Raw genomic sequence first — 26,479 nt, 5'->3', positions numbered from 1 at the left:
AAAAAACCGCCTCAGTGGGCGGTTTTCGCTGGCGCTGGGCACCGGGGCGGGCGGGTCATGCGGCCCGGTGCGCTTCCAGGTCGATCACTTCGGCCCCCTTTGCCTTTTGGTCCAGATAATCGGCCCACCATTGCAGCAGGTCGGCCCGGTCTTTCAGGTAGGTGGATCGGTGGTAAGCCGCCCGCACCTGATCGCGTTCTTTATGGGCTAACTGGCGCTCGATCACATCGCGCAGGCTTCGATCATGCTCGTTCGTCACCGTGGAAAACAGCGCCCTGAAACCGTGGGCCGTGGCCGTGTTTTTGTAGCCCATGCGAGCCAATGCTGAATTGAAGGTGTTTTCACTCAGGGGCTTTGAGGGATAGAACGGCGAAGGGAAAACCAACTCCCTTTCACCGCTGATCGGGCGCATGGTCTCCAGCACTTGCAGGGCTTGGCGTGACAAGGGCACCCGGTGTTCATGGCGCATCTTCATTCGTTCGGCGGGGATGATCCAGAGTGCATCGGCTGGGTGAAACTCGCTCCAACGTGCGCCCCGCACTTCACCCGGGCGCGTGGTGGTCAGCAGTAGCAGGCGCAGGGCCTGCACGGTGTTGGGGTCGCCCTCGTAGGCGTTCAGCTTCACCAGAAACCCGGGCAGGTCACGTTCAGACATAGCGGCCCGGTGTTTGACCTCACGGGGTTTGAGCACTTCGGACGGCACCAGGTCAAGCATTTGGTTAGACTCGATCCGTTCATGGGTCACGGCCCAGCGGTAAACCTGTTTGATTCGCTGCATCACCCTTGCCGCCTGATCGCCAGCGCCCCGGGCTTCGATTTTCTGCACGGCCTTCATGACTTCACCCGGGCGAATGCTGGCCAGTGGGCGGGAACCCAAAGCCGGGAAAATGTCGGCTTGCAACGAAGCCAAAACCCGGGCCTTGGTTGCAGGCTCCCAGCGGGTGGACTGGTGGGCCAGCCAATCAGTGGCCACCGCTTGCAGGGTGTTGGCCGATTCAAAGACCGTTTGAGCCTTTGCAGCCTTCTTCACTTCGCCGGGGTCTTGGCCAGCTTGCAGCAGTTTGCGGGCCGCTTGGGCTTGGTCCCTTGCGTCTTTGAGACTGACAGCGGGGTAAACACCAAAGGCCAGGCGCTTTTCTTTGCCGCCGTGGCGATACTTCATGCGCCAGTATTTACCGCCCGCCGGGGTCAGTTCCAGGTAAAGCCCTTCGCCGTCTGCATGTTTGCCGGGCTGGGTCAGGGTCCGTAGCTTCGCATCGGTCAGTTTCATGGGGGGTATCCTTCGCAGTCTGGGGGCACATTTGGGGGCACATTTGACCACAGCGAAAAACAAACCCTTATTCCATGCGGGTTAGCGGCCTAAATTCGAGGACTGTCGGGGCACCACACCCGCACTCTTTGACCGCCCATTCCGGGCCGCTCAGCCCCTGATAGGCCCCGCAGCCACCAAACGCTGGATGACCTGACGCAATGGTCCTTCACGCAGCGTTTGACCAACGGACTTCACACTGTAACGATGACCTGCAGGCAACAGGTGCAGCTGAACCCCCAGCATTTCTATTTGCTCTAGGCTCTCCAGCTCGTTCACATTCGATTGCATTTGCGATGGGTCGACCAGGGTCACCGTACCTTTGCCAATGACCTCAATGGCCTCGCCCCGCTCGATCACCAAAGCGGTGTCCTCGTCAATACCGACTCCCAGCAAATCCGGGCGCATCGCCAAGGTCGACAGCAAGCGCGCGAGGCGCCTGCGTTCTGAAAAGTGCTGATCGACCACGGCTTGGGACAAAAAACCCAACCCAATGTCCGTATCGACCGCTTCCTTGCTGGGCCGCAGCACCGCAGGCCCCTGAGCGATCATGTGGCGCGACATGACTGCTGCACCTGCACTGGTGCCCCCGATGCAGCAACGGTTCAGGTGAAAGGACTGGTGCAATGCCTGGTAAGCCGGCGTGTCCCAAAGCGTGTCCATCAATCTGGACTGGTCTCCGCCACTCATGAAAATGCCATCGGCCTGCAAAATTTCAGCCTGCAACGAGGGCGCATGGGCACTGGCACGGTCATCCAGCGCAAGCCGCTGCACATCGTCCACGCCAAGTGACCTGAAAACATTTTGATAACTTTGCCAGGCGCCCTGCGGATCACCACTGGCGGCAGTGATGATGCGGATACGGGCCTGGCTGCCACCGCAGTAGTCGGCGTATTTGCGCAAGATGATGCGGTCCTGCAAGCGGTCTTCGGCGCCACCCACAATCACCAATCGGGCGGTCTTGCTGCTTTGGGCCCAAGCAGGCATGGTCAGTGCAGCCGTACCCACGGCGGCAGTCATTCGGCCTAAAACGTCTCTTCGGTTCATGCGGGAACTCTAAACCATGAACAACCCGGTAGGCTGTGTCCCGGGTCTCTCAAAAAGGCTTTTGACAGCTTGGACAGGCAGCGCCGATCAGCCCTCCACAAAAACGCGCGCTTTGCGGGGTGTCAGCACCAGAACATCCCCTTCGACAAATGCTTCCTGGCGGAACTGCGCAGCCGACAACTGCGCCTCAATGACCGCGTCCTTGCCAAACATACCCGCCTCAACCGGCTCCAGCTCCAGGCGTGCCACGGGCCCGACCACAATGGCACGGGTCAGTTTGGCCACGATGCCCGTATTGGCAACACCCGGCTTGAAACGGGCCACATCCAGATCGTGCGGACGCACATAGGCGAAAGCCTTGGAGTCTTGCACCTGCACGTGCTCCGGGCTGTCCAGGCGAATCGCATGCTGGTCTGCGCCAATGAGCATTTCACCCTCATGCGCACGACCGTGAAACAGGTTCACATCGCCCAAAAAGCCATACACAAACGGACTGGCCGGGTGGTCCCACACGTCTTGCGGCGATCCAATCTGTTCGATGTTGCCCTTGTTCATGAGCACCACGCGGTCGGCCACTTCCAGCGCCTCTTCCTGGTCGTGCGTGACGAAGATGCTGGTCACATGCAACTCGTCATGCAGGCGGCGCAACCAGCGACGCAACTCCTTGCGCACCTTGGCGTCCAGCGCGCCAAAAGGTTCGTCCAGCAAAAGCACCTTGGGTTCAACCGCCAGCGCACGGGCCAGCGCAATGCGTTGGCGTTGGCCGCCGGACAGCTGCGAGGGGTAACGGTCGGCCAGCCAGTCGAGCTGCACCAAGCCCAACAGCTCGTGCACCTTGCGTTTGATTTCGGATTCGCTTGGGCGCTGGTTGCGTGGCTTCACGCGCAGGCCAAAGGCCACGTTTTCAAAAACGGTCATGTGGCGAAACAGCGCGTAGTGCTGGAACACAAAGCCCACTTGGCGCTCGCGCACATGCACATGGGTGGTGTCTTCGCCGCTGAAGGCGATGCTGCCTTGGTCTGCGGTTTCAAGGCCCGCGATGATGCGCAGCAGCGTGGTCTTGCCGCAGCCCGAAGGGCCGAGCAGCGCGACGAGTTCGCCCGATTCGATGTCGAGGCTGACATTGTTCAGCGCCGTGAAGTCGCCAAACTGTTTGTGGACATTGCGGATTTCGATGCTCATGGTGTGTCTTGATGTGTGTTCGGTATGGAAGTGGCAGACGGGTCAAAACCACAAAAAGGTCGTGGCTGGCTGCAAACTCTGTGGGAGGCTGCCCCTGCAGCCGAATGCACGTTGTGCCACCGCACAGATTCGCGAGCGGGGGCTCGCTCCCACAAAAAAGTTCATGGCTGCGTCACCTCGGTCAACGGTCGCTCAGGCGGCATATCGGCAGCGGCCTTCATGTCTTTTTCGTGCTGCCACTCGATCACCGACTTAATGGCCAGCGTGACCAGGGCCAGCAAGGCCAACAGCGATGCCACGGCAAATGCGGCCACCGACTGGTATTCGTTGTAGAGGATCTCGACATGCAGCGGCACCGTGTTGGTCTGGCCCCGGATGTGGCCCGACACCACCGACACCGCACCAAACTCGCCCATGGCCCGGGCGTTGCACAAAATCACGCCATAAATCAGGCCCCATTTGATGTTGGGCAACGTGACATACCAGAAGGTCTGCCAGCCGGTGGCCCCCAGCACGATGGCCGCTTGTTCTTCGTCATTGCCTTGCGACTGCATCAGCGGAATCAGCTCGCGGGCAATGAACGGAAAGGTCACAAACACCGTGGCCAAGATGATGCCGGGCACCGCAAACACGATCTTGATGTCGTGCGCCTGCAGCCAAGGGCCAAACCAGCCCTGGGCACCGAACATCAGCACATAGATCAAACCTGCGACCACGGGTGACACTGAAAACGGCAAGTCCACCAGCGTGGTCAAGAGCGACTTGCCCTTGAACTCGTACTTGGCAATCGCCCAAGCTGCTGCCACGCCAAAAACCAGATTCAGCGGTACCGCCACCGCAGCGGTGATCAGGGTCAGGCGGATGGCCGACCAGGCATCGGGCTCCTGGAGTGCTTCAAAGTAAGCATCCAGTCCTTTGCGCAAGGCTTCGGTAAAGACCGCTGCCAGGGGCAAGACCAGGAACAAGAACATGAAGACCAGCGCCAGCCCGATCAGGCTGTAGCGAATCCAGCGCGACTCGGTAGTGCCGGCCTGGACCTTTTTGGTGGTGAGTGCTTGGCTCATGACGAGGCTCCTGAACGGCGGCGCTGCCAAGTTTGCAGGGCGTTGATGACCAAGAGCAACACAAACGAAAAGCCCAGCATGACCAAGGCCACCGCCGTCGCGCCTGCGTAGTCGTATTGCTCCAGCTTGCCGATGATGATGAGCGGCGTGATTTCGGACACCATGGGCATGTTGCCCGCGATGAAGATGACCGAGCCGTATTCGCCAATGGCGCGGGCAAAGGCCATGGCAAAGCCCGTCAGCAATGCGGGCGCAATGGATGGAAAGATCACCTTGCTGAAGGTCTGCCAGCGTGTTGCGCCCAAGCAGGTCGCGGCTTCTTCCAATTCTTTTTCAGTGTCTTCCAGCACCGGCTGCACCGTGCGCACCACAAAGGGCAAGCCAATGAAAATGAGCGCGATCACCACGCCATTGGGGTTGAAGGCCAGCTGAATGCCCATGGGCTCCAGGTATTGCCCCACCCAGCCGTTGCCCGCCAACAATGCCGTGAGCGAGATGCCCGCCACCGCTGTGGGCAAGGCAAAGGGCAAGTCCACCAACGCATCGACGATCTTTTTGCCAAAGAAGTCATAGCGCACCAGCACCCAGGCCACCAGCAAGCCAAACACCACATTGACCAGCGCTGCGATCAGCGAAGCCCCAAAGGTCAGGCGGTAAGACGCCATGACGCGAGGGCCCGTCACGGCAACCCAGAACTGCTCCCAGGTCAAGGTGAAGGTTTTGAAGACGAGCGCCGACAGGGGGATCAACACGATCAGGCTCAGGTAAAAAATGGTGAAGCCCAGGGTCAGGTTGAACCCGGGCAACACTTTGACTGGCGTCCGCCGTTTGGCAGACGCCGCAATGGGCAATGCGGTCATGGAAAAAAACTTATTTGACGGTGTAAATCTTGTCGAACTGACCGCCGTCGTTGAAGTGAACCTTCTGGGCTTCAGCAAACGAACCGAAGACCTCGTTCACGGTGAACAACTGCAAAGGCTTGAAGGTCTTGCTGTATTTCTTGAGCACAGCTGGCGAGCGGGGACGCAAGGCATGCTGGGCTGCGATCTCTTGCGCTTCTTCGGAATACAAGTAATCCAGATACGCCTTGGCCAAGGCACCCGTGCCTTTTTTGGCCACCGTGCGCTCCACCACGGCCACCGGGTTCTCGGCCACGATGCTGATGGAGGGGTGGATCGCATCCACCTTGCCTTCACCAAACTCGCGGTCCACAGACACGACTTCGGACTCGAAGGTCACCAGCACATCGCCGATGTTGCGTTGCAAGAAGATGGTGGTCGCATCGCGCCCGCCTTTGGCCAACACGGGCACGTTTTTGTAGAGCTTGCCCACAAACTCGGCCGCATCGGCGTCCGAGCCGCCCTTTTTCTTCACATAGCCCCAGGCGGCCAGATAAGCCATGCGACCGTTGCCACCGGTTTTGGGGTTGACCACGATCACCTTGATGCCGGGCTTGACCAGATCGTCCCAGTCCTTGATGCCTTTGGGGTTGCCGTTGCGCGTGAGGAACAGCATGGTCGAGGTGGTGGGCGATGCACTGTGCGGAAACCGCTTGTTCCAGTCCTTGGCCACCACACCCGTGCTGGCCAAAAAGTCCACATCGGTGGTGGTGTTCATGGTCACCACATCGGCTTCCAGACCGTCGTTGACGGCACGCGCCTGCGCGCTGGAGCCGCCGTGGGCCTGGTCGATCTTCACGTCCTTGCCGGTGGTCTTTTTGTAGTGCGCCACAAAGGCCGTGTTGTAGTCCTTGTAAAACTCGCGGGCCACGTCATACGAAGCGTTGAGCAAGGTCTGGGCACTGGCCGACAGGCCTGACAAGGCCAATGTGGCCGCCAAAGCGATATGCGTGAGTTTTTTCATGGAGATTCAGTTCGAAAATGAAAAGGGCTTTTGAGCCTACCCATGCAACGATGGGCAGACATCCAGTCATGGCAGCGATTGTGGGTGCAGCTGCTTCATTCTCAAACGAATCATTTGTTGTTTGCTTATATCGGCAAACAGATAAGCGCATAAACATCCGGTGCATCGGACATTCGTGCGCTTTCAGCAAGGTCTCTCAAGGGCTGGCAAAGCCCCCAAAGGGAAAATGAATGCGGGTTCAGGCCTGCGCAGGTGCAAACGCATCCCAAGCCGCTTCGGCCTCGGCTGCGTACATCAAAGCGGGGCCGCCGCCCATGTAAACGCACACCGCCAGCATTTCTTCCAGCTCCTGGCGCGTGCAACCCAATCGACGCAAGGCCTTGACATGAAAGCCGATGCAGCCCGAGCAATGCTGGGTGATGCCGATCGCCAGCGCGATCAGCTCCTTGTGCTTTTCACTGACCGCACCTTCGGTCATGGCGGCTTTGGCCAATTGGCCAAAGCCCTGCATGGCCTCAGGCTGTGCTTTACGCAAAGTCCCCATGCCGTGGCTGATGTTCTGGATCAACGTGGGGTGGTCAAACGTGCTCATGTGCTTCCTTCTTAATTCAGTCATCACCATGATGGCCTGCTGGCTCATATTCTCGTCAACGCAGTGCTGGTTTACTTTTCAAGGCGGAAGATGCCCAAAGCCTTGAGCACGTATTTTTCGTACACCGGCTCGGAATTGCCGCTTTTCATCTTGCTCAGGAAATACTTTTCAAAAGCGATCTTGGCCAAATGCACCCACTTGCCCTTTTTGAACCAGTTGACGTTGCGTGGCGGAATCTGTGGCAAGGCCACGAAAGCTGCACCGGTGTCGCCCATGTCGGCCAGGCAAATGGCGTTCCAGGTGCCTTTGGCGGTGGCGGGCTGGCCTGACAGATCGGCCGCGATGTTGTGCGCGATCGCCGTCACCATGGTCTCGATCATGTAGCCTGTCTTGGGCGCACCCGTGGGCACAGGTGTGACCTCGACCGGTGGAATCGCCACGCACACGCCTGCGGCAAAAATGTTCTTGAATTTCTTGCTGCGCTGGAACTCGTCAATCAGCACAAAGCCACGCGGGTTGCACAGCTCGGGCACAGCGGCCACGGCATCGATGCCTTTGAATGCGGGCAACATCATCGACAACTTGAAGGGCACCTCGTGCTCTTTGTAAACGTTGCCCAGATCGTCCACCTGAGTGACAAACAGTTTGCCTGCCTCCACCTTGGTGGTTTTGGCGTTGGTGATCCACTTGATGTCGTTGTTGCGGAACTCGCGCTCCAGCATCGATTTGCTGTCGCCCACCCCGCCCAGGCCCAGGTGCCCGATGTAGGGCTCGCTGGTGACGTAGGTCATGGGCACCTTGTGGCGCAGCTTGCGGCGACGCAAATCGGTGGCCAGGATGAAGGCAAATTCATAGGCCGGACCAAAGCAGCTGGCACCCGGCATGGCACCGATCACCACCGGGCCGGGGTTCTCCAGAAAGGCCTGGTAGTCCTTCCAGAACAACTCGGCATGGTCCACCGTGCACACCGAATGCGTGTGGCCACCGTGTGGACCGGCACCGGGCACTTCGTCAAAGCTCAGCTTGGGGCCGGTGGTGATGACCAGGTAGTCGTAAGAAATGACTTGACCATCGGCCAGCGTGATCTGGTTGTCTTCGGCCTGGATGCGGGTCACCGGCTGGGCCATGAAAGCAATGCCTTTGCGCTCCAGCAGGGGGGCAATCTTGAGCGTGATGTCGTCACGCTGGCGCCAGTTGACCGCGATCCAGGGGTTGGACGGTGTGAATTGAAAGTAATCCACCGCACTCACCACGGTGATGGTGTGCTCTTTGCCAAGCAGTTCACGCATCTCATAAGCAGCGGGCATGCCGCCCACGCCTGCACCAAGAATCACGATATGGGCCATGGTTGTTCCTCCGGTGAATGAAAAATGGGTTTGAAATCAGTTCGCCAACGTCGCGTTGAGCGTCTGCAGCTGGGACACACCGAGCTGCCCGGCCATGGCGTGCAGGCGCAACTGCGCGATCAAGGTGTCGATCTGGCCTTGCAGCCAGAACAGCTCGGCAGCACTGGCATCGTTTTGCGCGTTGAGCAAATCCAGCGTGGTGCGATCGCCCACCTGACGGCCCAACTGGGTTGAAGCCAGTCGCGCCTGGCTGGCCGTGCGGGCCGCGTCCAGCGCAGCCAGACGAGCCTGCCCGCTTTGCACCGCCTGCCAGGCGGCACGTGTCATCTGGCCCACTTGCTGGCGGCTGCGCTCCAACTCAGCGCGGGCTTTGTCATGCAAATGCGTGGCTTCCTGCAACTTGGCGCTGCGCCAGCCACCGGTGTACAGAGGCACATTCAGCATCACACCGACCATCTGTTGGCTCTGCGTGTTGCTGGCCGAACCGAAGTCACCCGAGCCACTGAGCCGGTCGCGTGAAGCCTGCGCCACCAGGTCCAGTGTGGGCGAGGCTACCGCACGGTGTTTTTCAATGTCCTGCTGCGCGGCATCGGCCTGGGCTTCTTGCAACTTCAGCATCGGGTTGTTTTGCTCGGCCCGCTGGAGCCAAGAGGCCAAGGGTTCAATGGACTGGCCTGCGGCCACACGACCGGGCGCTTGCAGCTTCAGCGTCTGAACCGGCAAGCCGGTCACATCAGCCAGCACCTGCCGCACCATGTCCAGCTCGTTGCTGGCCGCAATGGCCTGGGCGGCCAAAGCCTGCGCACGGGCCTGCGCTTCATGGGTGTCGGTCACCGGGGCATCGCCCAACTTGAAGCGGTCTTTCGCTTCGGTCAAGGCTTTGTCCACCGCCAGCTGTTGCTGCAACACCAGTGCCAGACGGCGCTCGGCCTGCACCACATCAAAGTAACGCTGCGTGGTCTGGAGCATCCAGTCCTGCTGGGCCAGTTGCCATTCGTGCTCACTGGCCTGTGCGGCTACTTGCAGCTGGGCACTTTGGGCGCGGCGCTCGGGGTTGTACAGCGCCTGTCTGGCGTTGAGCGACCAGCGGGTGGCGGTGCCACCGTTGACCGAAGTCGCAAACGAGGCACCACCCACAGGCGCAGCCCCCGGCATGGTGAACTGCGCGCCGTTCATTTGGCTTTTCCCGTTGGCCCAGCCCGCGCTGGCGCTCAGTCCCACGCTGGGGCGCCACAAGGCCGCAGCCTGCTCTTGGCGTGTGCCCCCGGCCGCACGGCTGGCTTGGCTGATGGCGCCTTGCGGATCATGCTGGCGTGCCGCCTCCCAGACCTGCAACAGGTCGGTGGCAAGGGCGGCTGTGGTGCAAAGCGCCAGAACAGCGGCCACAAGCAGCGTGCGTGGGTTCATGTTGACGCTCCGTGTTGAATCAGGATGAATCAGCAGCCAGGCTCAACGCCCAATTTGCGCAAGATGGAATCCATCAGGCACCATTGAGTCAAAGCGCTTTGCAGCAGATTGGCCCCGACAAAGGCGGTGAACGCCAGCCACCAGGGGCTCACAAAGATGGGGCTGCCTTCGATGCCCAAGGCCAGCGACAAGAGGATGAAGGTGCCTGCGACGAGGCGGACGATTTGCCAGGATTTCATGAGATTGCTCCTAAGGGTTGATGAAACTTATGGGGCGCTCTCGTACTGACGGCGGTAAGCCGCGTAGTAGAGCGTGGGGATCACGACCAATGTGAGGATGGTCGAGACAAAGATGCCGAAGATCAACGAGATGGCCAGGCCATTGAAGATCGGGTCGTCCAGAATGAAGAATGCGCCCAGCATGGCCGCGCCGCCCGTCAGCATGATGGGCTGGGCACGCGTGATGGCCGACTGCACGATGGCCTGCTTGAAGGGCATGCCCTCTTTGACCTGCAGGTTGATGAAGTCCACCAGCAAGATGGAGTTGCGCACGATGATCCCGGCCAGCGCGATCATGCCGATCATGCTGGTCGCGGTGTACTGCGACTGCAGCAACGCGTGCCCGGGCATGACGCCGATGAGGGTCAGCGGGATGGGCGCCATGATGATCAGCGGCGTGAGATAAGAGCCAAACTGCGCCACCACCAACAGATAGATCAACACCAAGCCCACCGCGTAGGCAGCACCCATGTCGCGGAAGGTCTCGTAGGTGATCTGCCACTCGCCATCCCACTTAAGGGCGTAGCCACGCCATGCGTCTGATGGCTGGCTGATGAAGTATTCGTTCAGGGCTATGCCGTCGGGCGTCTGGATTTTCTGGATGGCGCTGCGCATCTTGAACATGCCGTACAGCGGGCTGTCGAGCTTACCCGCCATGTCGGCGGTCACAAAGTTCACCGGCAGCAGGTCTTTGTGGATCACGGGCTGCTCGCGCTCGCTGTCACTCACCGTGACCAGTTCGCGGATGGGCACCAGCTTGCCCGATGTGCCGCGCACCGTCAGTTGCAGCAGGGCCGACAAGTCGCCATGCCGCTCGGCGGGCAACTGGATCAAAGCCGCAGCCGGGTACTTGCTGCCATCGTGCAGGTAGGTGGTGGCCTCTCCGGCCAAGCCTGCGCGCAAGGTGGTCACGATGGCCTGCTGGGGAATGCCCAGCGCCGCAGCCTTGCGGCGGTCCACCAGCAGCAGCTTGCGCGGGGCGGCGGCGATGCTGCTGTCGTCCACGTCCACCACGTTGTTGGTCCTTTCAAAAATGGCACGCACCGCCTTGGCCACGCCACGGCGACCTTCGGCGTCAGGCCCATAAATCTCGGCCACGATGGGGGCCATCACGGGTGGGCCGGGTGGCATTTCCACCACTTTGACGTTCGCACCAAAGCGCTGGCCAATGGCCTGCAGCTCAGGCCGCAAGCGTGTGGCAATCGCATGGCTCTTGTCTTTGCGGTCGTGTTTGTCCACCAGCTTGACCTGCATGTCACCCACCTCGCCACCTGCACGCAGGTAGTACTGGCGCACCAGGCCGTTGAAGTTGATGGGCGACGAAGTGCCTGCATAGGCTTGGTAGTCGGTCACCTCGGGCTGTTGCGCCAAGTGGGCACCCAGCTCGCGCATGACGGCGGCGGTTTCTTCGACAGGCGTGCCCGCAGGCATGTCCACCACCACCTGAAATTCCGACTTGTTGTCGAAGGGCAGCATCTTGAGGAGCACGAGGCCGGTCGCAGGCAACACCAGAGAAAAAGCGATCAAGCCAGCGATGCCCAGACCCAGCAACTTGCGGTTGCGCCCACCTTGCTCGTGGTGCAGCAAGGGCGTGAACACACTCTCAAACAAAGGGCCCAGCTTGGCGGCCAAGCCAGTCGGTGCAGCGTGTTCACCCGCTGCATGCGCGTGCGGGTCTTTCATCCAGATGCGGGCCAGCCAAGGCGTGACCATAAAGGCAATCGCCAGCGACAGCAGCATGCCCATGCTGGCGTTGATCGGGATTGGGCTCATGTACGGGCCCATCAAGCCACTCACAAACGCCATGGGCAAAAGCGCGGCGATCACCGTCAGCGTGGCCAAAATCGTGGGGCCACCCACTTCGTCGACCGCACCGGGGATGATCTCGGCCAGTGTTTTACCCGGGAACAGCTGCTGGTGGCGGTGGATGTTTTCCACCACCACGATCGCGTCGTCCACCAAAATGCCGATTGAAAAAATCAGCGCAAACAGCGACACGCGGTTGAGCGTGAAGCCCCAAGCCCACGAGGCGAACAGCGTCACCGTGAGCGTCAAAATGACGGCCGTGCCCACAATCGCCGCCTCGCGCCTGCCCAGCGCAATGAACACCAGCGCCACCACCGAGGCGGTGGCAAACAGCAGTTTCTGGATCAGCTTTTGCGCCTTGTCGTTGGCCGTGGCGCCGTAGTTGCGCGTCTCGGCCACCTGCACCTCATCGGGGATCACCGTGCCACGCAACGCGGCCACACGGTCCATCACGGCGTTGGCCACGTCGATGGCGTTTTCACCCGGCTTTTTGGTAATGGTCAAAGTCACGGCGGGGTATTCACCCCCACCCGCGGCCTTGCCCAGGCCGTGCGTCACATAGCGCGTGGCGGGCAAGGGGCCTTCTTCGACCTTGGCCACGTCTTTGAGGAACACCGCACGCCCCCCCTGCACGCCCACCACCAAGTCGGCCACATCGCTGGCTTGCGACAGGAAAGGCCCGGCCTCGATGCTCACGCTCTTGTTGCCAGCGATCAGCTCGCCCACCGGGAGCCCCGAGTTGGCCGACTGCAGGGCCATGCGCAGGTCACTCACCGTGACGCCAAAACCGGCCATGCGCTCGGGCTCGATCTCTACCCGCACCGCGCGGTCAGGCCCGCCCAGCGTCTGCACGTCCTGCGTGCCTTTGACGCGCTTGAGGTCGGCCTCCATGCTGTGCGCCACGCGCTCCAGGTTGTAGGCGCTGGCGTCATCGCTTTTGCTGAACAGGGTGAGCGTGACGATGGGCACATCGTCCACGCCCTTGGGCTTGATCAAAGGTTCCATCACGCCCAGGCCTTTGGGCAGCCAGTCGGCGTTGTCGCGAATGGTGTCGTGCAAACGCACCAGCGCCTCGGTGCGCGGCACGCCCACCTTGAACTGCACCGTCAGCACCGCCACACCGGGGCGTGAGACCGACATGACGTGCTCCACGCCCGCAATTTTTGACAGCACCTGCTCGGCCGGAATGGCCACCATCTGCTCCACATCGCGCACGGCCGCACCCGGGAAAGGCACCAGCACATTGGCCATGGTCACGTTGATCTGCGGTTCTTCTTCGCGCGGCGTGACCATGACCGCAAAAATGCCCAGCAGCAAGGCCACCAAGGCCAGCAGCGGGGTGATCTGTGCGCTCTGAAACAAGGCCGCGATGCGACCTGAAATGCTCAATGCCAGGCTTTGGTTTTTAGGCTCGTTCATGTCAGAGCCCTTTCAACGCACAGCGCCAGCCAGTTGCGGCTCGGCTGCGACTTTGTCGCCAGCGCGCACGCCGCTCAAGACCTCCACCCGATCCCCCGAAGTTGGGCCCAGACGCACCTGGCGCAAGCCGGGCTTGCCTTGCGCGTTGATCACATAAACACCTGTCATTTCGGCGCGGCGCACGATGGCGCTGGTGGGCAAATACACGCGGTGAACCGCCCCTTGGCTGGCCGCCGTTGTGGGCAACCACACCCGCGCAAACAAGCCCGGTGCGAGCCCTTCCATGCCCGCAGGCAAACCCAAGCGGATCTGCCCGGTGTGCGTGACCGGGTCCACCGAGGGCAACACCTGCACCTGCTGTGGGATTTGTGGTGTGGCGTAACCCGCCACACCGGGCAGCTCGTAGCGAACCGCTTTTTGCTGCGCATTCACAGCGGCCAGCAAGGCCTGGGGCACAGCCGCCGTCACGCGCAGGGCCGAGGGGTCGTGCATCGTCACCAAGGCACGCCCGGGCATGGCCATGTCGCCCAAGGTGACCGACACCTCGCTGACCACACCCGCGTAAGGCGCGTTGACGATGAAAAAGCCCGACTGGGTTTGTGCCGCCTGCGTCTGCGCCTGCAGCGCTTTCACCTGCGCTTTGGCGGCGTCCCACTGCGCCTGTGCGCGCTCAAAAGCGGCCTGGCTGATGTATTGCTTTTGCAGCAGCTGCTTTTGCCGCTCCAACTCCTGACCGGCCACGGCCAGATTGGCCTGCGCGGCATCCACCTGTGCGCTGGCGCCCACCACGCCCTGCTGCGCTGCGCGTGCATCGATGCGCAGCAACTCCTGCCCTGCCCTGACCTTGTCGCCCGCTTTCACATGCAAAGCCACCACCGCCCCCGCCACCTGGGTCGACAAGGTGGTTTGGCGCACCGCCTCGACCACGCCGTCCAGGCTGTTGCCGACCTGGCCGGCACTGCCCTCCACCGTGATCACCTTCAGCGCGGCAGGCTCTGCGGCCATGGCCACGCCCTGCGCAGACAGGAATAGCAAAGCGGCCAGGGTCAGCATGGGGATGCGGTTCATCGTCTTGTCCTTCTCAACTTGCTTATTTGCTTATTTAACTGATTGATTAATTATGCAATGATACAATAAAATCAGACGGTCAATCACCGCGTGATGAAAACCCAAAACCTCAGGAGTTCACCCCCATGGAACAATTGCCAGAAGGCGCTTTGGTGGAAGTCGCGGCTTACTTTCAGGTACTGGCCGAACCCACCCGGCTGCAAATCCTCAACATCCTGCGCTCAGGCGAGCGCAATGTGGGCGAGCTGGCCCAGATGTGTGGCTTCACTGCCGCCAACGTCTCGCGCCACCTGGCCCTGATGACGCAACAAGGCCTGGTCGAGCGCGAAAGCCGAGGCACCAGTGCGTACTACCGCATCGCCGACCCTTCGATCTTTGAGTTGTGCGATCTGGTCTGCGGCAACATCGCCCGCCAGATGAACAAGTCGGCCGAACGGCGTGCTGCGTTCACATCGCTGTCCTGACAGTTGGCTCCAAAGCTAAATGGGTCACCCTGATGTGTCAGTGTGGTGCGTAACCCACATCTGTTGACGACCTCATTCAATGTTTATGTGATGCCCATTCACACGCCAAATTCTGAGCACCATAGAAAAAGCCCACAAGCGATCATCACCAGCGGGCTTTGCATCCCGATCAAGTTTGAACTTGACCTCTCAGTGACAGATCACTTCTTGGTGTAAATCTGGTCAAAGCTGCCGCCGTCTGCAAAGTGGGCTTTGTCGGCTTTTTCCCAGCCGCCAAAGGCCTGGTCGATGGTGAACAGGTTGAGCTTGGGGAATTGCTTGGCGTATTTGGCCTGGGCCTTGGGCGAGATGGGGCGGTAGAAGTTTTTGCCCGCGATGTCCTGACCTTCGTCGGTGTAGAGGTAGTCCAGATAGGCCTGCGCCACCGCGCGGGTGCCTTTGCGGTCCACGTTTTTGTCGACCACGGCCACGGCGGGCTCGGCCAGGATGCTAATGGACGGGTAGACCACGTCGATCTTGTTGCCGAATTCTTTTTCCAGCAGGTTGGCTTCGTTTTCCCAGCTGATGAACACGTCACCCTGGGCACGCTGGGCGAAGGTGATGGACGAGCCCCGGGCCCCGGTGTCGAGCACGGGCACGTTTTTATAAAGCGCGGTCACGAAGTCTTTGGCTTTGGCTTCGCTGCCGTAATGGCGCTTGGCAAATTCCCAGGCGGCCAGGTAGTTCCAGCGGGCACCGCCCGATGTTTTGGGGTTGGGCGTGATCACGCTGATGCCGGGCTTGACCAGATCGTCCCAATCCTTGATGCCTTTGGGGTTGCCCTGACGCACCACCAGCACGATGGTCGAGGTGTAGGGCGAGCTGTTGTGCGGCAAGCGCTTTTGCCAGTCTTTGGGGATCAGGTTGCCGTTTTTGTGCAAAGCGTCGGTGTCACCGGCCAGCGCCAGGGTGGCCACATCGGCATCCAGCCCGTCAATCACCGAGCGGGCTTGCTTGCCCGAACCGCCGTGCGATTGTTTGATGCTCACGTCCTGGCCGGTCTTGGCCTTCCAGTGTTTGGCAAAGGCCTGGTTGAATTCGGCGTACAGCTCGCGGGTCGGGTCGTAAGACACATTGAGCAGGCTGACGGGCGCTTGGGCTTGTGCGCACACGGCGGTCAGGCCGATGGCGGCGAAGGCCAACAAATGGAAGAAGCGGCGATGGGTTGTCATAGGTGTCCAGTGGGTTCGCATCAGAAAGTTGATGGAATGGATTCTGGAAGCCAAGCCTTAAAACTCAAACGACTGTTTTCTCATTTTCTAATAAGGCAAACATCTATCAAGCGCGAACGTACAAGCCGATCAGCGCAACAACATCGCGTCGTTCAGAATTTCGTAGCGGCGGCCTTGCTTGTCGCAGGGCTTGAGGGCACCGTCGCGAACCAAGCCGCTGATCTCACGGCTGACGGTTTCGAGTTGGATGTCGAGCATGGCACCCATGTCATCTCGCGCAAAAAACGAGGTCAAGTGGGGCTGCTCGGGGTCGCGCATTTTGAGTGCCAACGCGGCCACGCGCTGACGTGCGGAGCCAAAGTTCAGATCGGCCAGCCAGTCATCGGCATCCTTGAGGGCTTGTTGCCACTTTTGCATCAGGCGTTTGTGCAGGCGCGGTGAAGTGGCAGACAGGTGGTGCAGCACCGACAAGGGAATGCGGCACACGCTGGTTTCGACCAGCGCGATGGCTTCGGTGTCATACCGTTCGGTGGCCAGTGCTTCCAAGCCCAACACGTCACCCTGCCGCAAAACACGAACAATGCGCTCACGACCATCGGCTGTGGCTCTGACCAGCTTGACCATGCCTTTGCGCAAGGTAAACACACCCAATGCCGTTTGCCCTTCGTTGTAAAGGACTGAGTCGACTGCAAAAACCATGTCGTCAATCGGCGTGTGGATTTCACCAAAGTCTTGCTCGTTCAGGTCAGCAAACAACACCATGTCCCGAATGCCACAGTTGCGGCAGTCTGAGGTGCCTTTCCAGGTGGAGTCGGTTTGGATGGGAATCATGGTTTTGAATTTAGCATGCCCAAACTGCGCCCCACTGACAAGGGCCAGAGGCATAGGCCCGTAGGCCAAAGGGTCAGATCAAACCAACAACAAATCGTCGGTGCGCATGGCACCTTTGTTGTCCCGCCAGACGACCGAGAGTTTGTCGCCGGCTTTGGCTTTTTTGAGGGTTAATTGCAGATACGGGTTGCGCGAGACACCCGGACCCCAATCAGCCGTGAGAACAGGTTTGCCATTGAGCTGGATCGACACGTGGTCAATATGCCAGGCGGGTACCAGTTTGCCTGCGGCATTCTTGCGCTGGCCCGACTCCATCTCGTGCGCCATGCGCATGCGCACCAGGGCCGAGTCACCCTGAATTTGTGCACGGATGCGGGTGGGTTCGGTGGGGCGTTTGGCATCCACGTTGTCCGGCGTTTCAGAGACCGATCCACAACTGCCCAACACCACCTTGACTTCTTTTTTGGCATACAGGGCACGGCCATCGGCCATGATCACCATCGCATACACGGCCGAGGTCTGGGCCATCTTGGTGTGCAGCGTCAAGGCGCCGTCCACCCACTCGCTGAGCTGAAAAACAGCAATCAAGGGCGTGGGGTTCTTCTCAACAAACAAGACCATGCGCTCGACACCGGACAGCGATGTGGCGATGTCCACCGGCACAGCCGCACCGTTTTCTGCGTAGTCCAGGGTGTTCAGTCGCACATCGGCGCTGGCCGCGACCGATTTGGCCCCCAGGGCCTTGGCCACCTGCGCCAGGGTTTTGCCTTCAAAGGCGGGCGAGGCAGCCAGAGCCTGCACAGGCCCCAGTGATGCGCACACGCCAGCAGCTGCGGCGCATTGCAGCAGTTGGCGGCGGGTGTGACGGCGAGAGGGAATCATGGGCATGGACAGATCAGGCTAGGGTATCGGCCCAGATGTTGCGCGCCCAAGCCAGCGCATAGTGGCCTTCCAACGCGTTGGCAGCGCCCGACAATCCGCCTGAGCCCGGCACCGTGAGCATGGTTTTCTGCGCGGCGTCATAGCGGTGAACGCTGGCCACGTGCACCACTTCTTCGGCGCTCACAAAGCTGTAGCAGGTGTTGTTGTAGATCGGCAAAGTGTTGACAGGCTGATCGGTCAGCAAAGCCACCACGGCCGCCGCGCAGGTTTTGCCGTGCTGGTTGGCCATGTGGCCGGACTTGGGCATGCCGGGGGCGATCTGGATCGAGTCGCCCAAGACGTGCACGTTTTTGGCGACCTTGGATTCAAAGGTCAGGAAGTCCACTTCGCACCAGCGCTTGTTGGCAGTGGCCAGACCCGCGTTGACCGCCACATCACCGGCACGCATGCCGGGAATGACGTTGAGCACGTCGGCCTTGATGTCGTCGTTGAACTCGAACTTCAAGGTGTTGGTGGCGGCGTCCACATCGGTGACGTTGTGCTTGTTGCGGTAGTCGATGATGCCTTTGTAGCGCTCGGCCCAGGCCTTCTTGAACAACGCGCCCTTGGAGGTCACGTCGTCGTTGGCGTCCAAAATCAAGACTTTGCTCTTGGGTTTTACTTTGCTGAAGTAATCGGCGACCTGGCAAGCACGCTCGTAAGGACCGGGCGGGCAGCGGTAAGGTGCCAGCGGGATCGACATGGCGAACACGCCGCCGTCGGGCATGGCTTCGAGTTGCTTGCGCAGGGTGAGTGTTTGTGCGCCAGCCTTCCAAGCATGCATGACTTTGTCTTTGGCACCGGGCTTGTTCATGCCGGGCAGCGTTTCCCACATGAAGTCGACACCCGGTGAGACGATCAAGCGGTCATACGTCAACTCGGCCCCACCGGCCAGCTTGACGGTGCGTTTGTCGGCATCGATGCTGTTGACGCGGTCCTTGACGATCTGCACGCCGTGGCGTTTAGTCAGGTTGTCATAAGGCGTGGTGATGTCGGCGATGGTTTTGCTGCCCCCGATGACCAGGTTGGAAATCGGGCAGGAGATGAAGACCTCATTGGGCTCAACCAAAGTGACCTGGATTTTTTGATCGGACCACATGCGGATGTATTTGGCGGCCGTGGCCCCCGCGTAACCGCCACCGATGACGACCACCTTGGGGCCTTTGCCACCGCCCACAGTGGCACAGCCCGACAACAGCCCCACGGCCCCCAAAGCGGAGCCGGTTTGCAAAAATTGACGACGTTGCATGGCGGTGTGTCCTTATGGTTTTTGCGCGGCAAAATAAGCCGCGATGGCCGTGATCTGCTCGTCAGAATAGCCCTTGGCCAACTGGTGCATGACGGTGGCGGCGGGCGCGCGGCCAGCCTTGAAGTCGAGCATTTTTTGCACAATCCATTCTTTGGGGACACCGGCCAAAGCGGTCATGCCAGGCTGGGCATGGCCATTGGTGCCATGGCAAGCCGCACAAGAAGCCGCCCAGCTGCGCACCTGGGCCGAATCGGCAGACTGGGCCTGCGACAACCCCGCCGTCATCCAAACGGCAGATGCCATCAAAATGTGTTGAATTTTCATTGTTTTTCCTCGGAAGATAATCGCCACCGGCATTATGGTCACGTCAATGGCCGTGCAGTCCGCGCGCGCAACCATTCTGCGCGACCTGGCCGTCCGTTTCAAACCATTGATTTGTTCTTTGCTTATGCACAAATCAAGATATGGGTGCGTTCAGCGGGATCTTCAGATAAGCCACGCCATTGGCTTCGGCCGGTGGCAAGGCCCCAGCCCGAATGTTGACCTGCACCGCAGGCAAGATCAAAACCGGCATGGCCAAACCGGCGTCACGGGCCGTGCGCATGCGCACAAAGTCGGCTTCGCTGGTGCCCTCTTTCAGGTGGATGTTGCCCGCACGCTGGGCGGCCACGGTGGTTTCGTACTGCACAGCACGCCCCTCAGGCGGGTAGTCGTGGCACATGAACAAGCGGGTTTGTGGCGGCAGGCTCAGGATCTTTTGCACCGAGGCATACAAGGCCCGGGCGTCGCCCCCCGGAAAATCGCACCGCGCCGATCCCACATCGGGCATGAACAGCGTGTCACCGACAAACACGGCATCGCCCACCTGGTAGGCCATGCAAGCCGGTGTGTGACCCGGCACCGACAGGGCCTGCAGTTGCAAGTTGCCCAAAGGCAGGCGCTGTCCATCGGCCAGCAGGTGGTCAAACTGGCGGCCATCCACCGCAAAGTCGGGCTCCAGGTTGAAGACGCCCTTGAAGACTTTTTGCACGGCCGTGATGTGGGCACCGATGGCGGTTTGGCCACCCAGTTGGGCTTTTAAGTAAGGCGCCGCACTCAGGTGGTCCGCATGGGCGTGGGTCTCCAAAATCCAGGCCACTTGCAGGCCCTTGCTGCGCACAAAGTCAATCACCTTGTCCGCACTGGCTGTGCTAGTTCGCCCCGACTTGGGGTCGTAATCCAGCACGGAATCGATGATGGCGCAGGCCGTGCCTGCGGCTTCATAGACCACATAGGTCACGGTCCAGGTGGCCGGGTCAAAAATGCCTTGGACCAGGGGACGGACGGGTGCTGGGGCAAGTGGGCTCATGGCGTCGGTCTGAAAAGATGGAATCGAGTTTAGGCGCAATCGACATTCAACCGCAGGGGCACCCGCATACGCCCCGTCCTGAAAAGGCCTGCTCAATGAGGATGCGTGCGCCCTCAACAAAGGGTTTACCCTTATATTTTCAAAAGTACCTGTTAGACTTTTCACGTTGATCACAGCCACCAGCTTTGACACCCGGGCGCTGAGCCCCTGCCACACACGGAAACCCCCATGCGCATCCCTGACCGCATCCAAAATGCTGCCCTGCACGCCAAAATCATGACCGCGGCGCAAGCGGCCGAACTGATCCCGATCGGTGCCAACGTGGGCATGAGCGGTTTCACCGGTGCAGGCTACCCCAAGGCGGTGCCGCAGGCTTTGGCAGCACGGCTGGCGGCCTTGCACGCATCGGGCCAAACCCATGCCCGCATTGGTCTGTGGACGGGCGCCTCCACCGCCCCCGAGCTGGACGGCGCACTGGCCCAGGCCCAAGGCATCGAGATGCGGCTGCCCTACCAGTCAGACCCGACTTGCCGCAAGCTGATCAACGCCGGACAAATGCTTTACACCGACATGCACCTCTCGCATGTGGCGCAAGCAGCGTGGTTTGGCTTTCTGGGCCAGCTGGATGTGGCCGTGATCGAGGTGGTGGGCATCTTGCCCGATGGGCGCTTGATCCCGTCCACCTCGGTGGGCAACAACAAGACCTGGCTGGACCAAGCCGACAAGATCATTCTGGAAGTCAATCTGCACCAGGACCCCGCACTGGAGGGCATGCACGACATTTACTACGGCACGCAATTGCCGCCACACCGACAGCCGATTCCTTTGGTCAAAACCAGTGACCGGATCGGTCAGCCCCATCTGCAGTGCGACCCGTCCAAGGTGATCGCGGTGGTGGTGACCGACCACGCTGACCGGAACTCGGCTTTTGACCCACCCAGCGAAGTGTCGTCCCGGATCGCGGGCCACATCATCGACTTCCTGACACATGAGGTGAAGGTGGGTCGCTTGCCCAAAGAACTGCTGCCGCTGCAATCGGGCGTGGGCAATGTGGCCAATGCGGTGCTCGCCGGTCTGAACCAAGGCCCTTTTGAAAACCTGACGGCCTACACCGAAGTGTTGCAAGACGGCATGCTGGACATGCTGCGCTCGGGCAAACTGGCCTTTGCTTCGGCCACCGCCTTGTCGCTCAGCCCCGATGCTGCGGCCGAGTTCAAGGACAACATCGACTTTTACCGCCAACGCATCGTGTTGCGCTCACAAGAGATCAGCAACCACCCTGAGCTGGTGCGCCGTTTGGGTGTGATCGCCATGAACGCCATGATCGAGGCTGACATTTACGGCAACGTGAACTCCACCCACATCATGGGTTCGAGCATCATGAACGGCATTGGTGGCTCGGGCGACTTTGCGCGCAATGCCTATTTGTCGATTTTCATGACACCTTCCGTGGCCAAAGAAGGTCGCATTTCGGCCATCGTGCCCATGGTGTCGCACCACGACCACACCGAGCACGATGTGCAGGTCATCGTGAGCGAACAAGGCTTGGCCGACCTGCGTGGCCTGGCCCCGACCCAACGCGCCAAATTGATTGTGGAGCGCTGCGCTCACCCCTCATTCAGGCCCCAATTGCTGGACTACATGGAGCGCGCCCGCCACAGCGGCGCCGGCCTGCACACGCCCCACATGATGGACGAAGCGCTGAGCTGGCACAGCCGTTACCTCAAGACAGGGCAGATGTAAAAGCCGCCCGGGCATTCTTGTCTAAGATGTGCGCATGAATGCACACCACCCGCTGAGACACCGGCTGTTTCTGATCCTCGAGCTCAAAAGCCACAAAGACCAAAAGACCGCTTGGGTATTTTCCTGGGTGTTGACCTTGATGGTGCTGTGCAATGTGGTGGCGGTCGTCATCGAATCCGTGCCCTCGATCGGCGCGCAACACCACCAGGCTTTGGCCTGGTTCGACACGGTGTCGATTGTTTTTTTCAGCATCGAATACCTGCTGCGCATCTGGACAGCCGCAGAGAAAAACCACCACACCAACGCCCATGCCAACGCCAACCGTCGGCGTCTGCGCTACATGCTCGGTTTTCATGGCCTGGTCGACTTGCTGGCGATCGTGCCGTTTTTCTTGCAATCCTTGTTGCCAGGTCTGGATTTGCGCTTCTTGCGTGTCATCCGGGTCATGCGCATCTTGAAGTTGTCGCATTACTCCACGGCGCTGGAGGACCTGATCGCCTCCATCTACGCAGAAAGAGATGCCTTCATCTCGGCGCTTTACTTGCTGGCGTTGTCGATCCTGATCACCTCATGCCTGATGTACTACGCCGAGCATGCCTTGCAGCCCGACAAATTCGGCACCATCCCCGACGCCATGTGGTGGTCCATCGTGACCATCACCACCGTGGGCTATGGCGATGCCACGCCCATCTCGGCTTGGGGCAAAGTGATCGGGGCCTTTACCGCCTTGTCAGGGGTGTTCACGGTGGCGCTGCTGACTGGCATCGTGGCCTCGGCGTTTGCCACACGCGTGCGAACACAGGAAATTGAATTCACCACCGAGGTGGAAGAAGTCCTCAAAGACGGCCATCTGAGTGCCAAAGAGCGACGAACCATTGAACACTTGCGCCAGGAATTCAGCCTGACCGAAGACCATGCCCGGGCCATCGTCCGGCAGATCATCGAAGAACAATCCCTGACCGACAAGAAGCCCATTTGATGCCTCTTTTGTAGGAACTTGCCTGCAAGCGATTGGCAGCAAAGCTGCACACACCTGATTCGCCAGCAGGCTGGCTCCTACAAAAACCAATACCGTGCCTCTTTTGTAGGAGCTTGCCTGCAAGCGATTGGCCGCAAACACGCCTGAGTGCGTGGCAAGCTAACGCCCGCCCCAATGGAGAGATCAGTTGTTTGACTGTCGCAATGTGCGACTCAGCATGATCACGGGGATCAAACCCACCAGCACCAGCGCCAGCGAGGGCAAAGCGGCCTCGCCCAAGCGCTCGTCTCGCGCCAACTGGTAGGCCACCACCGCCAGCGTGTCGCTGTTGAAAGGCCTCAACACCATGGTGGCAGGCAGCTCTTTCATCACATCCACAAACACCAACAGCATGGCCGCCAGAGTGGTGCGTTTCAACAAGGGCGCATGCACACGGCGCATCAGGCCCCAACCGGTCACGCCCAGCATGCGGGCCGAATCGTCCAGGCTGGCCGGAATGCGCGCATAACCGCTTTGCACCGATTGCAAGGCCACGGCGCAAAAGCGCACCAGATAAGCCCAAACCAAGCCCAAAGAAGTGGCCGTGATCCAGGCCCCAGCCGAAGATGCAGGCCAGGTCTGCTGAATCCAGCCCACAGGCAAAAGCAAGCCCACCACCACCACCGCACCGGGAATGGCGTAGCCCAAGCCAACCAGCTGAATGGCCCCCTGGCTGATGCGGTCGGCCCGTGTGCGCACGCTGAAAGCCAGCGCCATCGCCACGCCCACCGCCAACAAGGCAGTCACCGCGCCCAAGCGCAAACTGGTCAACGCCCATTGGCCAAAACGGTCCCAGGGCAAATCGGTCGTCTCTGCCACCAAAGCCCGCAGCATGATGAGCACGGGCAACACAAAGCCCAACAGCACGGGCAAACTGCACACCGCCCAAGCCATGACCCGGCGAGCACCCTGCAGCAAAAGGGGCTGCGCCTCGGCAGAGCCCTGGCGTGAACCACGCCCCTGGTTGAAACGCATGCGTTTTTGAGCCCGCTGCTCCAATTGAAGCAAGACCACCACCACGGCCAACAACACGGTCGCCAGTTGCGCTGCGGCAATGCGGTTGTCCATCGACAACCAGGCTTTGTAGATGCCGGCCGTGAAGGTCTGAATGCCGAAATAGCTGGACACCCCAAAATCGGCCAGGGTTTCCATCAGCGCCAGCGCCACGCCAGCGGCCACCGCCGGGCGGGCCAATGGCAAAGCGATCTCGCGAATGCGGCGTGACAGCGGCGCACCCAGCAGCCGGGCGGCTTCCATCAGGCCCGAAGCCCGCTCGACCAAGGCGGTGCGGGCCAGCAGATAGACATAGGGGTAGAGCGCCAGCGTGAACACCAGCGCCGCACCCCAGACGCTGCGCACATCGGGCCACAAGCGACCTTGCAAACCCAGCGCTTCACGCAAAGCCACTTGCAGCGGTCCGCTGAACTGCAAAAAGTCGGTGTAGGCATAGGCCACCACATAAGCGGGCATGGCCAGCGGCAAAAGCAGCAACCACTCAAACACACCCCGCCCCGGAAAATCAAACAGCGTGACCAGCGCTGCCGTGGCCAGGCCCAACACCGTGACACCGACCGCCACCATGAGGCAAAGGCCCAAGGTGGTGAGCGCGTAATCGGGGAGCACAGTGCGCCCCATCTCCCGCAAAATCTCGGCACTTTGCCCATTCCATTGCAACCACGAGCCGAGCACGGCCAACACCGGCATGGCCAAAGCCAGTGCCAACAAGGCATAAAACAGCGAGGGAAGACCCGACAAGCGGCGAGCCAGGGTGTGCAGCATCAAGAAACCGGGTTCAACAAGGTCATGGCTTATTGTAGGAGCCCGCCTGCTGGCGAATCAGATGCTTGGGTCTTGCGGCCCCCATCGCTTGCAGGCAAGCTCCCACCCCCACAGATCCTCTGACCTGTAGGAGCCAGCCTGCTGGCGATCAGCCCACGCCATGAAAGGCCGACCAACCTGCCTACAATCCATCTCATGTTTCTAGAACTTCGCCAACTGGACATCCAATACCCCGGCAGACCCACGCCTGCCGTGCGCGGCGTGAACCTGGGCTTGCGTGCAGGTGACATTGGCGTACTGATCGGTCCATCGGGCTGCGGCAAGACCACACTGCTGCGTGCCGTGGCCGGGCTGGAGCCGGTTTCTGGCGGCAAGATCCTGCTGTCTGGCCGCGTGGTCAGCGAAGCGGGTCACACCGAAGCCGCAGAAAACCGCCGCATTGGCATGGTGTTTCAGGACTACGCGTTGTTTCCACACATGGACGTGGGCCGCAATGTGGGCTTTGGCTTGAACCATCTGCCCAAGGCCGAACACCAGCAACGCGTGGCCGAAGTCCTGGAGCTGGTGGGTTTGGGCGGTGCCGACAAACGTTTCCCGCACGAACTCTCGGGGGGGCAACAGCAACGCGTGGCCTTGGCCCGCGCCTTGGCCCCCAGGCCCGACTTGCTGCTGCTGGACGAGCCGTTTTCCAACCTCGACATCGACCTGCGCGAGCGTTTGGCCCACGAGGTGCGCAACATCCTGAAAGCCGCCAAGGCCACCGCCTTGCTGGTCACGCACGACCAGCTTGAAGCCTTTGCCATTGGCGACGTGATCGGCGTGATGAACGAAGGCCAACTCCACCAGTGGGACGATGCCTACAGCCTGTACCACCGCCCGGCCACCCGCTTCGTGGCTGACTTCATTGGTCATGGCGTGTTCACCCCCGCCACGCTGCGCGAAGTAGACGGGCACATCCTGGTCAGCACCCCGGTGGGCGAACTGCGCGATGTGGCCGAATGCCCCTTGCCTTGCGCGTTTGAAGGCGGTCAATGCGACGTGTTGCTGCGGGCCGACGACATCGTGCACGACGACCACGCCCCGGTGAAGGCGGAAATCATCCGCAAGGCGTTTCGCGGTTCGGAATTTTTGTACACCCTGCGCCTGGCCACAGGCGAACAGCTGATGGCACATGTGCCCAGCCACCACGACCACAAACTGGGTGAATGGATCGGCATCCGTGCCGAGGTGGACCACGTCGTCACCTTCAACCGTGTTTGCCCGGTGAACAACCGAGAACTCTGCCAGATGCCCTGCGCCAAGGCAGAAGCATGCGAACACACCGACCCGCAATACCAGCCGGTCAAATTCGTCTGAAGCACTGAAGTGCCTGGGCAGCGGTCATGCCGACTGCCACATCCCGGCTAACCCACAAGCCCCGCACCTGACCGCCGTGCCGCCTGACGGCTTTCGCTGCCTGCATTTACAAACAGCCCAAGGCGGCTCATGATGCGTTTTCAAAAGAAAACAAAATAATTCAGGGAGACGCCATGCT

Annotated in this window: 23 protein-coding genes and 1 pseudogene; 4 read left to right on the top strand and 20 right to left on the bottom strand. The window is 60.5% G+C overall.

Translation table 11 applies throughout. The features are described 5' to 3' along the window. Positions 1-55: 55 nt before the first annotated feature. From ACZ5VE_RS02010 to ACZ5VE_RS01955, 12 genes are all read right to left on the bottom strand, one after another. Positions 56-1,270, bottom strand: a complete 1,215-nt coding sequence (locus ACZ5VE_RS02010) for a tyrosine-type recombinase/integrase (protein WP_464456417.1) — start codon at positions 1,268-1,270, stop codon at positions 56-58. Between the two features lie 150 nt (positions 1,271-1,420). After that, positions 1,421-2,356 (bottom strand): cyanophycinase, encoded by a 936-nt coding sequence (locus ACZ5VE_RS02005; protein ID WP_464456416.1) that lies wholly within the window; start codon positions 2,354-2,356, stop codon positions 1,421-1,423. A gap of 87 nt (positions 2,357-2,443) precedes the next feature. Further along, positions 2,444-3,538, bottom strand: a complete 1,095-nt coding sequence (locus ACZ5VE_RS02000; RefSeq protein WP_464456415.1) for a sulfate/molybdate ABC transporter ATP-binding protein — start codon at positions 3,536-3,538, stop codon at positions 2,444-2,446. 161 nt (positions 3,539-3,699) lie between these two features. Next, positions 3,700-4,602, bottom strand: coding sequence for a sulfate ABC transporter permease subunit CysW (gene cysW, locus ACZ5VE_RS01995; RefSeq protein WP_464456414.1), 903 nt, complete (start codon positions 4,600-4,602; stop codon positions 3,700-3,702). Further along, positions 4,599-5,462 (bottom strand): sulfate ABC transporter permease subunit CysT, encoded by an 864-nt coding sequence (gene cysT, locus ACZ5VE_RS01990; protein ID WP_464456413.1) that lies wholly within the window; start codon positions 5,460-5,462, stop codon positions 4,599-4,601. The genes cysW and cysT overlap by 4 nt, the downstream gene beginning before the upstream one ends. Positions 5,463-5,472: 10 nt before the next feature. After that, on the bottom strand, positions 5,473-6,465 hold the full coding sequence (locus tag ACZ5VE_RS01985) for a sulfate ABC transporter substrate-binding protein (protein WP_464456412.1): 993 nt from the start codon (positions 6,463-6,465) through the stop codon (positions 5,473-5,475). 238 nt (positions 6,466-6,703) lie between these two features. After that, positions 6,704-7,057 carry a carboxymuconolactone decarboxylase family protein gene (locus ACZ5VE_RS01980; protein ID WP_464456411.1) on the bottom strand — a complete coding sequence of 118 codons (354 nt, stop codon included), beginning with the start codon at positions 7,055-7,057 and terminating at the stop codon, positions 6,704-6,706. 71 nt (positions 7,058-7,128) lie between these two features. Then, positions 7,129-8,403 carry an NAD(P)/FAD-dependent oxidoreductase gene (locus ACZ5VE_RS01975; RefSeq protein WP_464456410.1) on the bottom strand — a complete coding sequence of 425 codons (1,275 nt, stop codon included), beginning with the start codon at positions 8,401-8,403 and terminating at the stop codon, positions 7,129-7,131. Positions 8,404-8,439: 36 nt separating this feature from the next. After that, on the bottom strand, positions 8,440-9,810 hold the full coding sequence (locus ACZ5VE_RS01970) for a TolC family outer membrane protein (RefSeq protein WP_464456409.1): 1,371 nt from the start codon (positions 9,808-9,810) through the stop codon (positions 8,440-8,442). A 29-nt stretch (positions 9,811-9,839) separates the two neighbouring features. Continuing rightward, positions 9,840-10,049 (bottom strand): YgaP family membrane protein, encoded by a 210-nt coding sequence (locus ACZ5VE_RS01965; protein WP_464456408.1) that lies wholly within the window; start codon positions 10,047-10,049, stop codon positions 9,840-9,842. Between the two features lie 27 nt (positions 10,050-10,076). Beyond that, positions 10,077-13,313 (bottom strand): efflux RND transporter permease subunit, encoded by a 3,237-nt coding sequence (locus ACZ5VE_RS01960; RefSeq protein ID WP_464456407.1) that lies wholly within the window; start codon positions 13,311-13,313, stop codon positions 10,077-10,079. Positions 13,314-13,325: 12 nt separating this feature from the next. Then, complete coding sequence (locus tag ACZ5VE_RS01955; RefSeq protein ID WP_464456406.1) at positions 13,326-14,381, bottom strand: efflux RND transporter periplasmic adaptor subunit; 1,056 nt, start codon at positions 14,379-14,381, stop codon at positions 13,326-13,328. Between the two features lie 125 nt (positions 14,382-14,506). Here ACZ5VE_RS01955 and ACZ5VE_RS01950 point away from each other — a divergent pair, with 125 nt between their 5' ends. Next, a complete protein-coding gene (locus tag ACZ5VE_RS01950; protein WP_464456405.1) occupies positions 14,507-14,845 on the top strand; it encodes an ArsR/SmtB family transcription factor in 339 nt (112 codons plus the stop codon). Positions 14,846-15,045: 200 nt separating this feature from the next. Here ACZ5VE_RS01950 and ACZ5VE_RS01945 read toward each other — a convergent pair whose 3' ends face one another. From ACZ5VE_RS01945 to ACZ5VE_RS01915, 7 genes and pseudogenes are all read right to left on the bottom strand, one after another. Then, the gene (locus ACZ5VE_RS01945) at positions 15,046-16,056 is read right to left on the bottom strand and encodes a sulfate ABC transporter substrate-binding protein (RefSeq protein WP_464456404.1); all 1,011 of its coding nucleotides are present in this window, start codon (positions 16,054-16,056) and stop codon (positions 15,046-15,048) included. Positions 16,057-16,185: 129 nt separating this feature from the next. Then, positions 16,186-16,887, bottom strand: coding sequence for a Crp/Fnr family transcriptional regulator (locus ACZ5VE_RS01940; protein WP_464456403.1), 702 nt, complete (start codon positions 16,885-16,887; stop codon positions 16,186-16,188). Positions 16,888-16,965: 78 nt separating this feature from the next. After that, the gene (soxZ, locus tag ACZ5VE_RS01935) at positions 16,966-17,292 is read right to left on the bottom strand and encodes a thiosulfate oxidation carrier complex protein SoxZ (RefSeq protein ID WP_464457417.1); all 327 of its coding nucleotides are present in this window, start codon (positions 17,290-17,292) and stop codon (positions 16,966-16,968) included. 39 nt (positions 17,293-17,331) lie between these two features. Further along, a pseudogene (locus ACZ5VE_RS01930) lies at positions 17,332-17,769 on the bottom strand (thiosulfate oxidation carrier protein SoxY); the annotation flags it as partial. A gap of 13 nt (positions 17,770-17,782) precedes the next feature. Next, positions 17,783-19,057 (bottom strand): FCSD flavin-binding domain-containing protein, encoded by a 1,275-nt coding sequence (locus ACZ5VE_RS01925; RefSeq protein WP_464456402.1) that lies wholly within the window; start codon positions 19,055-19,057, stop codon positions 17,783-17,785. A 12-nt stretch (positions 19,058-19,069) separates the two neighbouring features. Then, positions 19,070-19,381, bottom strand: coding sequence for a c-type cytochrome (locus ACZ5VE_RS01920; RefSeq protein ID WP_464456401.1), 312 nt, complete (start codon positions 19,379-19,381; stop codon positions 19,070-19,072). 133 nt (positions 19,382-19,514) lie between these two features. Beyond that, complete coding sequence (locus ACZ5VE_RS01915; RefSeq protein ID WP_464456400.1) at positions 19,515-20,405, bottom strand: MBL fold metallo-hydrolase; 891 nt, start codon at positions 20,403-20,405, stop codon at positions 19,515-19,517. A 228-nt stretch (positions 20,406-20,633) separates the two neighbouring features. Between ACZ5VE_RS01915 and ACZ5VE_RS01910 the strand changes: the two genes are divergently transcribed. Further along, on the top strand, positions 20,634-22,148 hold the full coding sequence (locus ACZ5VE_RS01910) for an acetyl-CoA hydrolase/transferase family protein (protein ID WP_464456399.1): 1,515 nt from the start codon (positions 20,634-20,636) through the stop codon (positions 22,146-22,148). A gap of 34 nt (positions 22,149-22,182) precedes the next feature. Further along, positions 22,183-23,127, top strand: coding sequence for an ion transporter (locus ACZ5VE_RS01905; protein ID WP_464456398.1), 945 nt, complete (start codon positions 22,183-22,185; stop codon positions 23,125-23,127). A 183-nt stretch (positions 23,128-23,310) separates the two neighbouring features. Here ACZ5VE_RS01905 and ACZ5VE_RS01900 read toward each other — a convergent pair whose 3' ends face one another. Next, positions 23,311-24,945 carry an ABC transporter permease gene (locus ACZ5VE_RS01900; RefSeq protein ID WP_464456397.1) on the bottom strand — a complete coding sequence of 545 codons (1,635 nt, stop codon included), beginning with the start codon at positions 24,943-24,945 and terminating at the stop codon, positions 23,311-23,313. A 195-nt stretch (positions 24,946-25,140) separates the two neighbouring features. On the opposite strand from ACZ5VE_RS01900, the gene ACZ5VE_RS01895 reads away from it, so the two are divergent. Continuing rightward, complete coding sequence (locus tag ACZ5VE_RS01895; RefSeq protein WP_464456396.1) at positions 25,141-26,301, top strand: ABC transporter ATP-binding protein; 1,161 nt, start codon at positions 25,141-25,143, stop codon at positions 26,299-26,301. Positions 26,302-26,479 lie beyond the last annotated feature (178 nt).

The organism is Limnohabitans sp. INBF003, assembly GCF_055396645.1.
This window is presented reverse-complemented; position numbering and strand designations above follow the sequence as displayed.

Bases quoted from the DNA above. Each gene is read 5' to 3' on its own strand.
- ACZ5VE_RS02010 (WP_464456417.1), bottom strand. From the start codon at position 1,270: ATGAAACTGACCGATGCGAAGCTACGGACCCTGACCCAGCCCGGCAAA.
- ACZ5VE_RS02005 (WP_464456416.1), bottom strand. From the start codon at position 2,356: ATGAACCGAAGAGACGTTTTAGGCCGAATGACTGCCGCCGTGGGTACG.
- ACZ5VE_RS02000 (WP_464456415.1), bottom strand. From the start codon at position 3,538: ATGAGCATCGAAATCCGCAATGTCCACAAACAGTTTGGCGACTTCACG.
- cysW (WP_464456414.1), bottom strand. From the start codon at position 4,602: ATGAGCCAAGCACTCACCACCAAAAAGGTCCAGGCCGGCACTACCGAG.
- cysT (WP_464456413.1), bottom strand. From the start codon at position 5,462: ATGACCGCATTGCCCATTGCGGCGTCTGCCAAACGGCGGACGCCAGTC.
- ACZ5VE_RS01985 (WP_464456412.1), bottom strand. From the start codon at position 6,465: ATGAAAAAACTCACGCATATCGCTTTGGCGGCCACATTGGCCTTGTCA.
- ACZ5VE_RS01980 (WP_464456411.1), bottom strand. From the start codon at position 7,057: ATGAGCACGTTTGACCACCCCACGTTGATCCAGAACATCAGCCACGGC.
- ACZ5VE_RS01975 (WP_464456410.1), bottom strand. From the start codon at position 8,403: ATGGCCCATATCGTGATTCTTGGTGCAGGCGTGGGCGGCATGCCCGCT.
- ACZ5VE_RS01970 (WP_464456409.1), bottom strand. From the start codon at position 9,810: ATGAACCCACGCACGCTGCTTGTGGCCGCTGTTCTGGCGCTTTGCACC.
- ACZ5VE_RS01965 (WP_464456408.1), bottom strand. From the start codon at position 10,049: ATGAAATCCTGGCAAATCGTCCGCCTCGTCGCAGGCACCTTCATCCTC.
- ACZ5VE_RS01960 (WP_464456407.1), bottom strand. From the start codon at position 13,313: ATGAACGAGCCTAAAAACCAAAGCCTGGCATTGAGCATTTCAGGTCGC.
- ACZ5VE_RS01955 (WP_464456406.1), bottom strand. From the start codon at position 14,381: ATGAACCGCATCCCCATGCTGACCCTGGCCGCTTTGCTATTCCTGTCT.
- ACZ5VE_RS01950 (WP_464456405.1), top strand. From the start codon at position 14,507: ATGGAACAATTGCCAGAAGGCGCTTTGGTGGAAGTCGCGGCTTACTTT.
- ACZ5VE_RS01945 (WP_464456404.1), bottom strand. From the start codon at position 16,056: ATGACAACCCATCGCCGCTTCTTCCATTTGTTGGCCTTCGCCGCCATC.
- ACZ5VE_RS01940 (WP_464456403.1), bottom strand. From the start codon at position 16,887: ATGATTCCCATCCAAACCGACTCCACCTGGAAAGGCACCTCAGACTGC.
- ACZ5VE_RS01925 (WP_464456402.1), bottom strand. From the start codon at position 19,057: ATGCAACGTCGTCAATTTTTGCAAACCGGCTCCGCTTTGGGGGCCGTG.
- ACZ5VE_RS01920 (WP_464456401.1), bottom strand. From the start codon at position 19,381: ATGAAAATTCAACACATTTTGATGGCATCTGCCGTTTGGATGACGGCG.
- ACZ5VE_RS01915 (WP_464456400.1), bottom strand. From the start codon at position 20,405: ATGAGCCCACTTGCCCCAGCACCCGTCCGTCCCCTGGTCCAAGGCATT.
- ACZ5VE_RS01910 (WP_464456399.1), top strand. From the start codon at position 20,634: ATGCGCATCCCTGACCGCATCCAAAATGCTGCCCTGCACGCCAAAATC.
- ACZ5VE_RS01905 (WP_464456398.1), top strand. From the start codon at position 22,183: ATGAATGCACACCACCCGCTGAGACACCGGCTGTTTCTGATCCTCGAG.
- ACZ5VE_RS01900 (WP_464456397.1), bottom strand. From the start codon at position 24,945: ATGCTGCACACCCTGGCTCGCCGCTTGTCGGGTCTTCCCTCGCTGTTT.
- ACZ5VE_RS01895 (WP_464456396.1), top strand. From the start codon at position 25,141: ATGTTTCTAGAACTTCGCCAACTGGACATCCAATACCCCGGCAGACCC.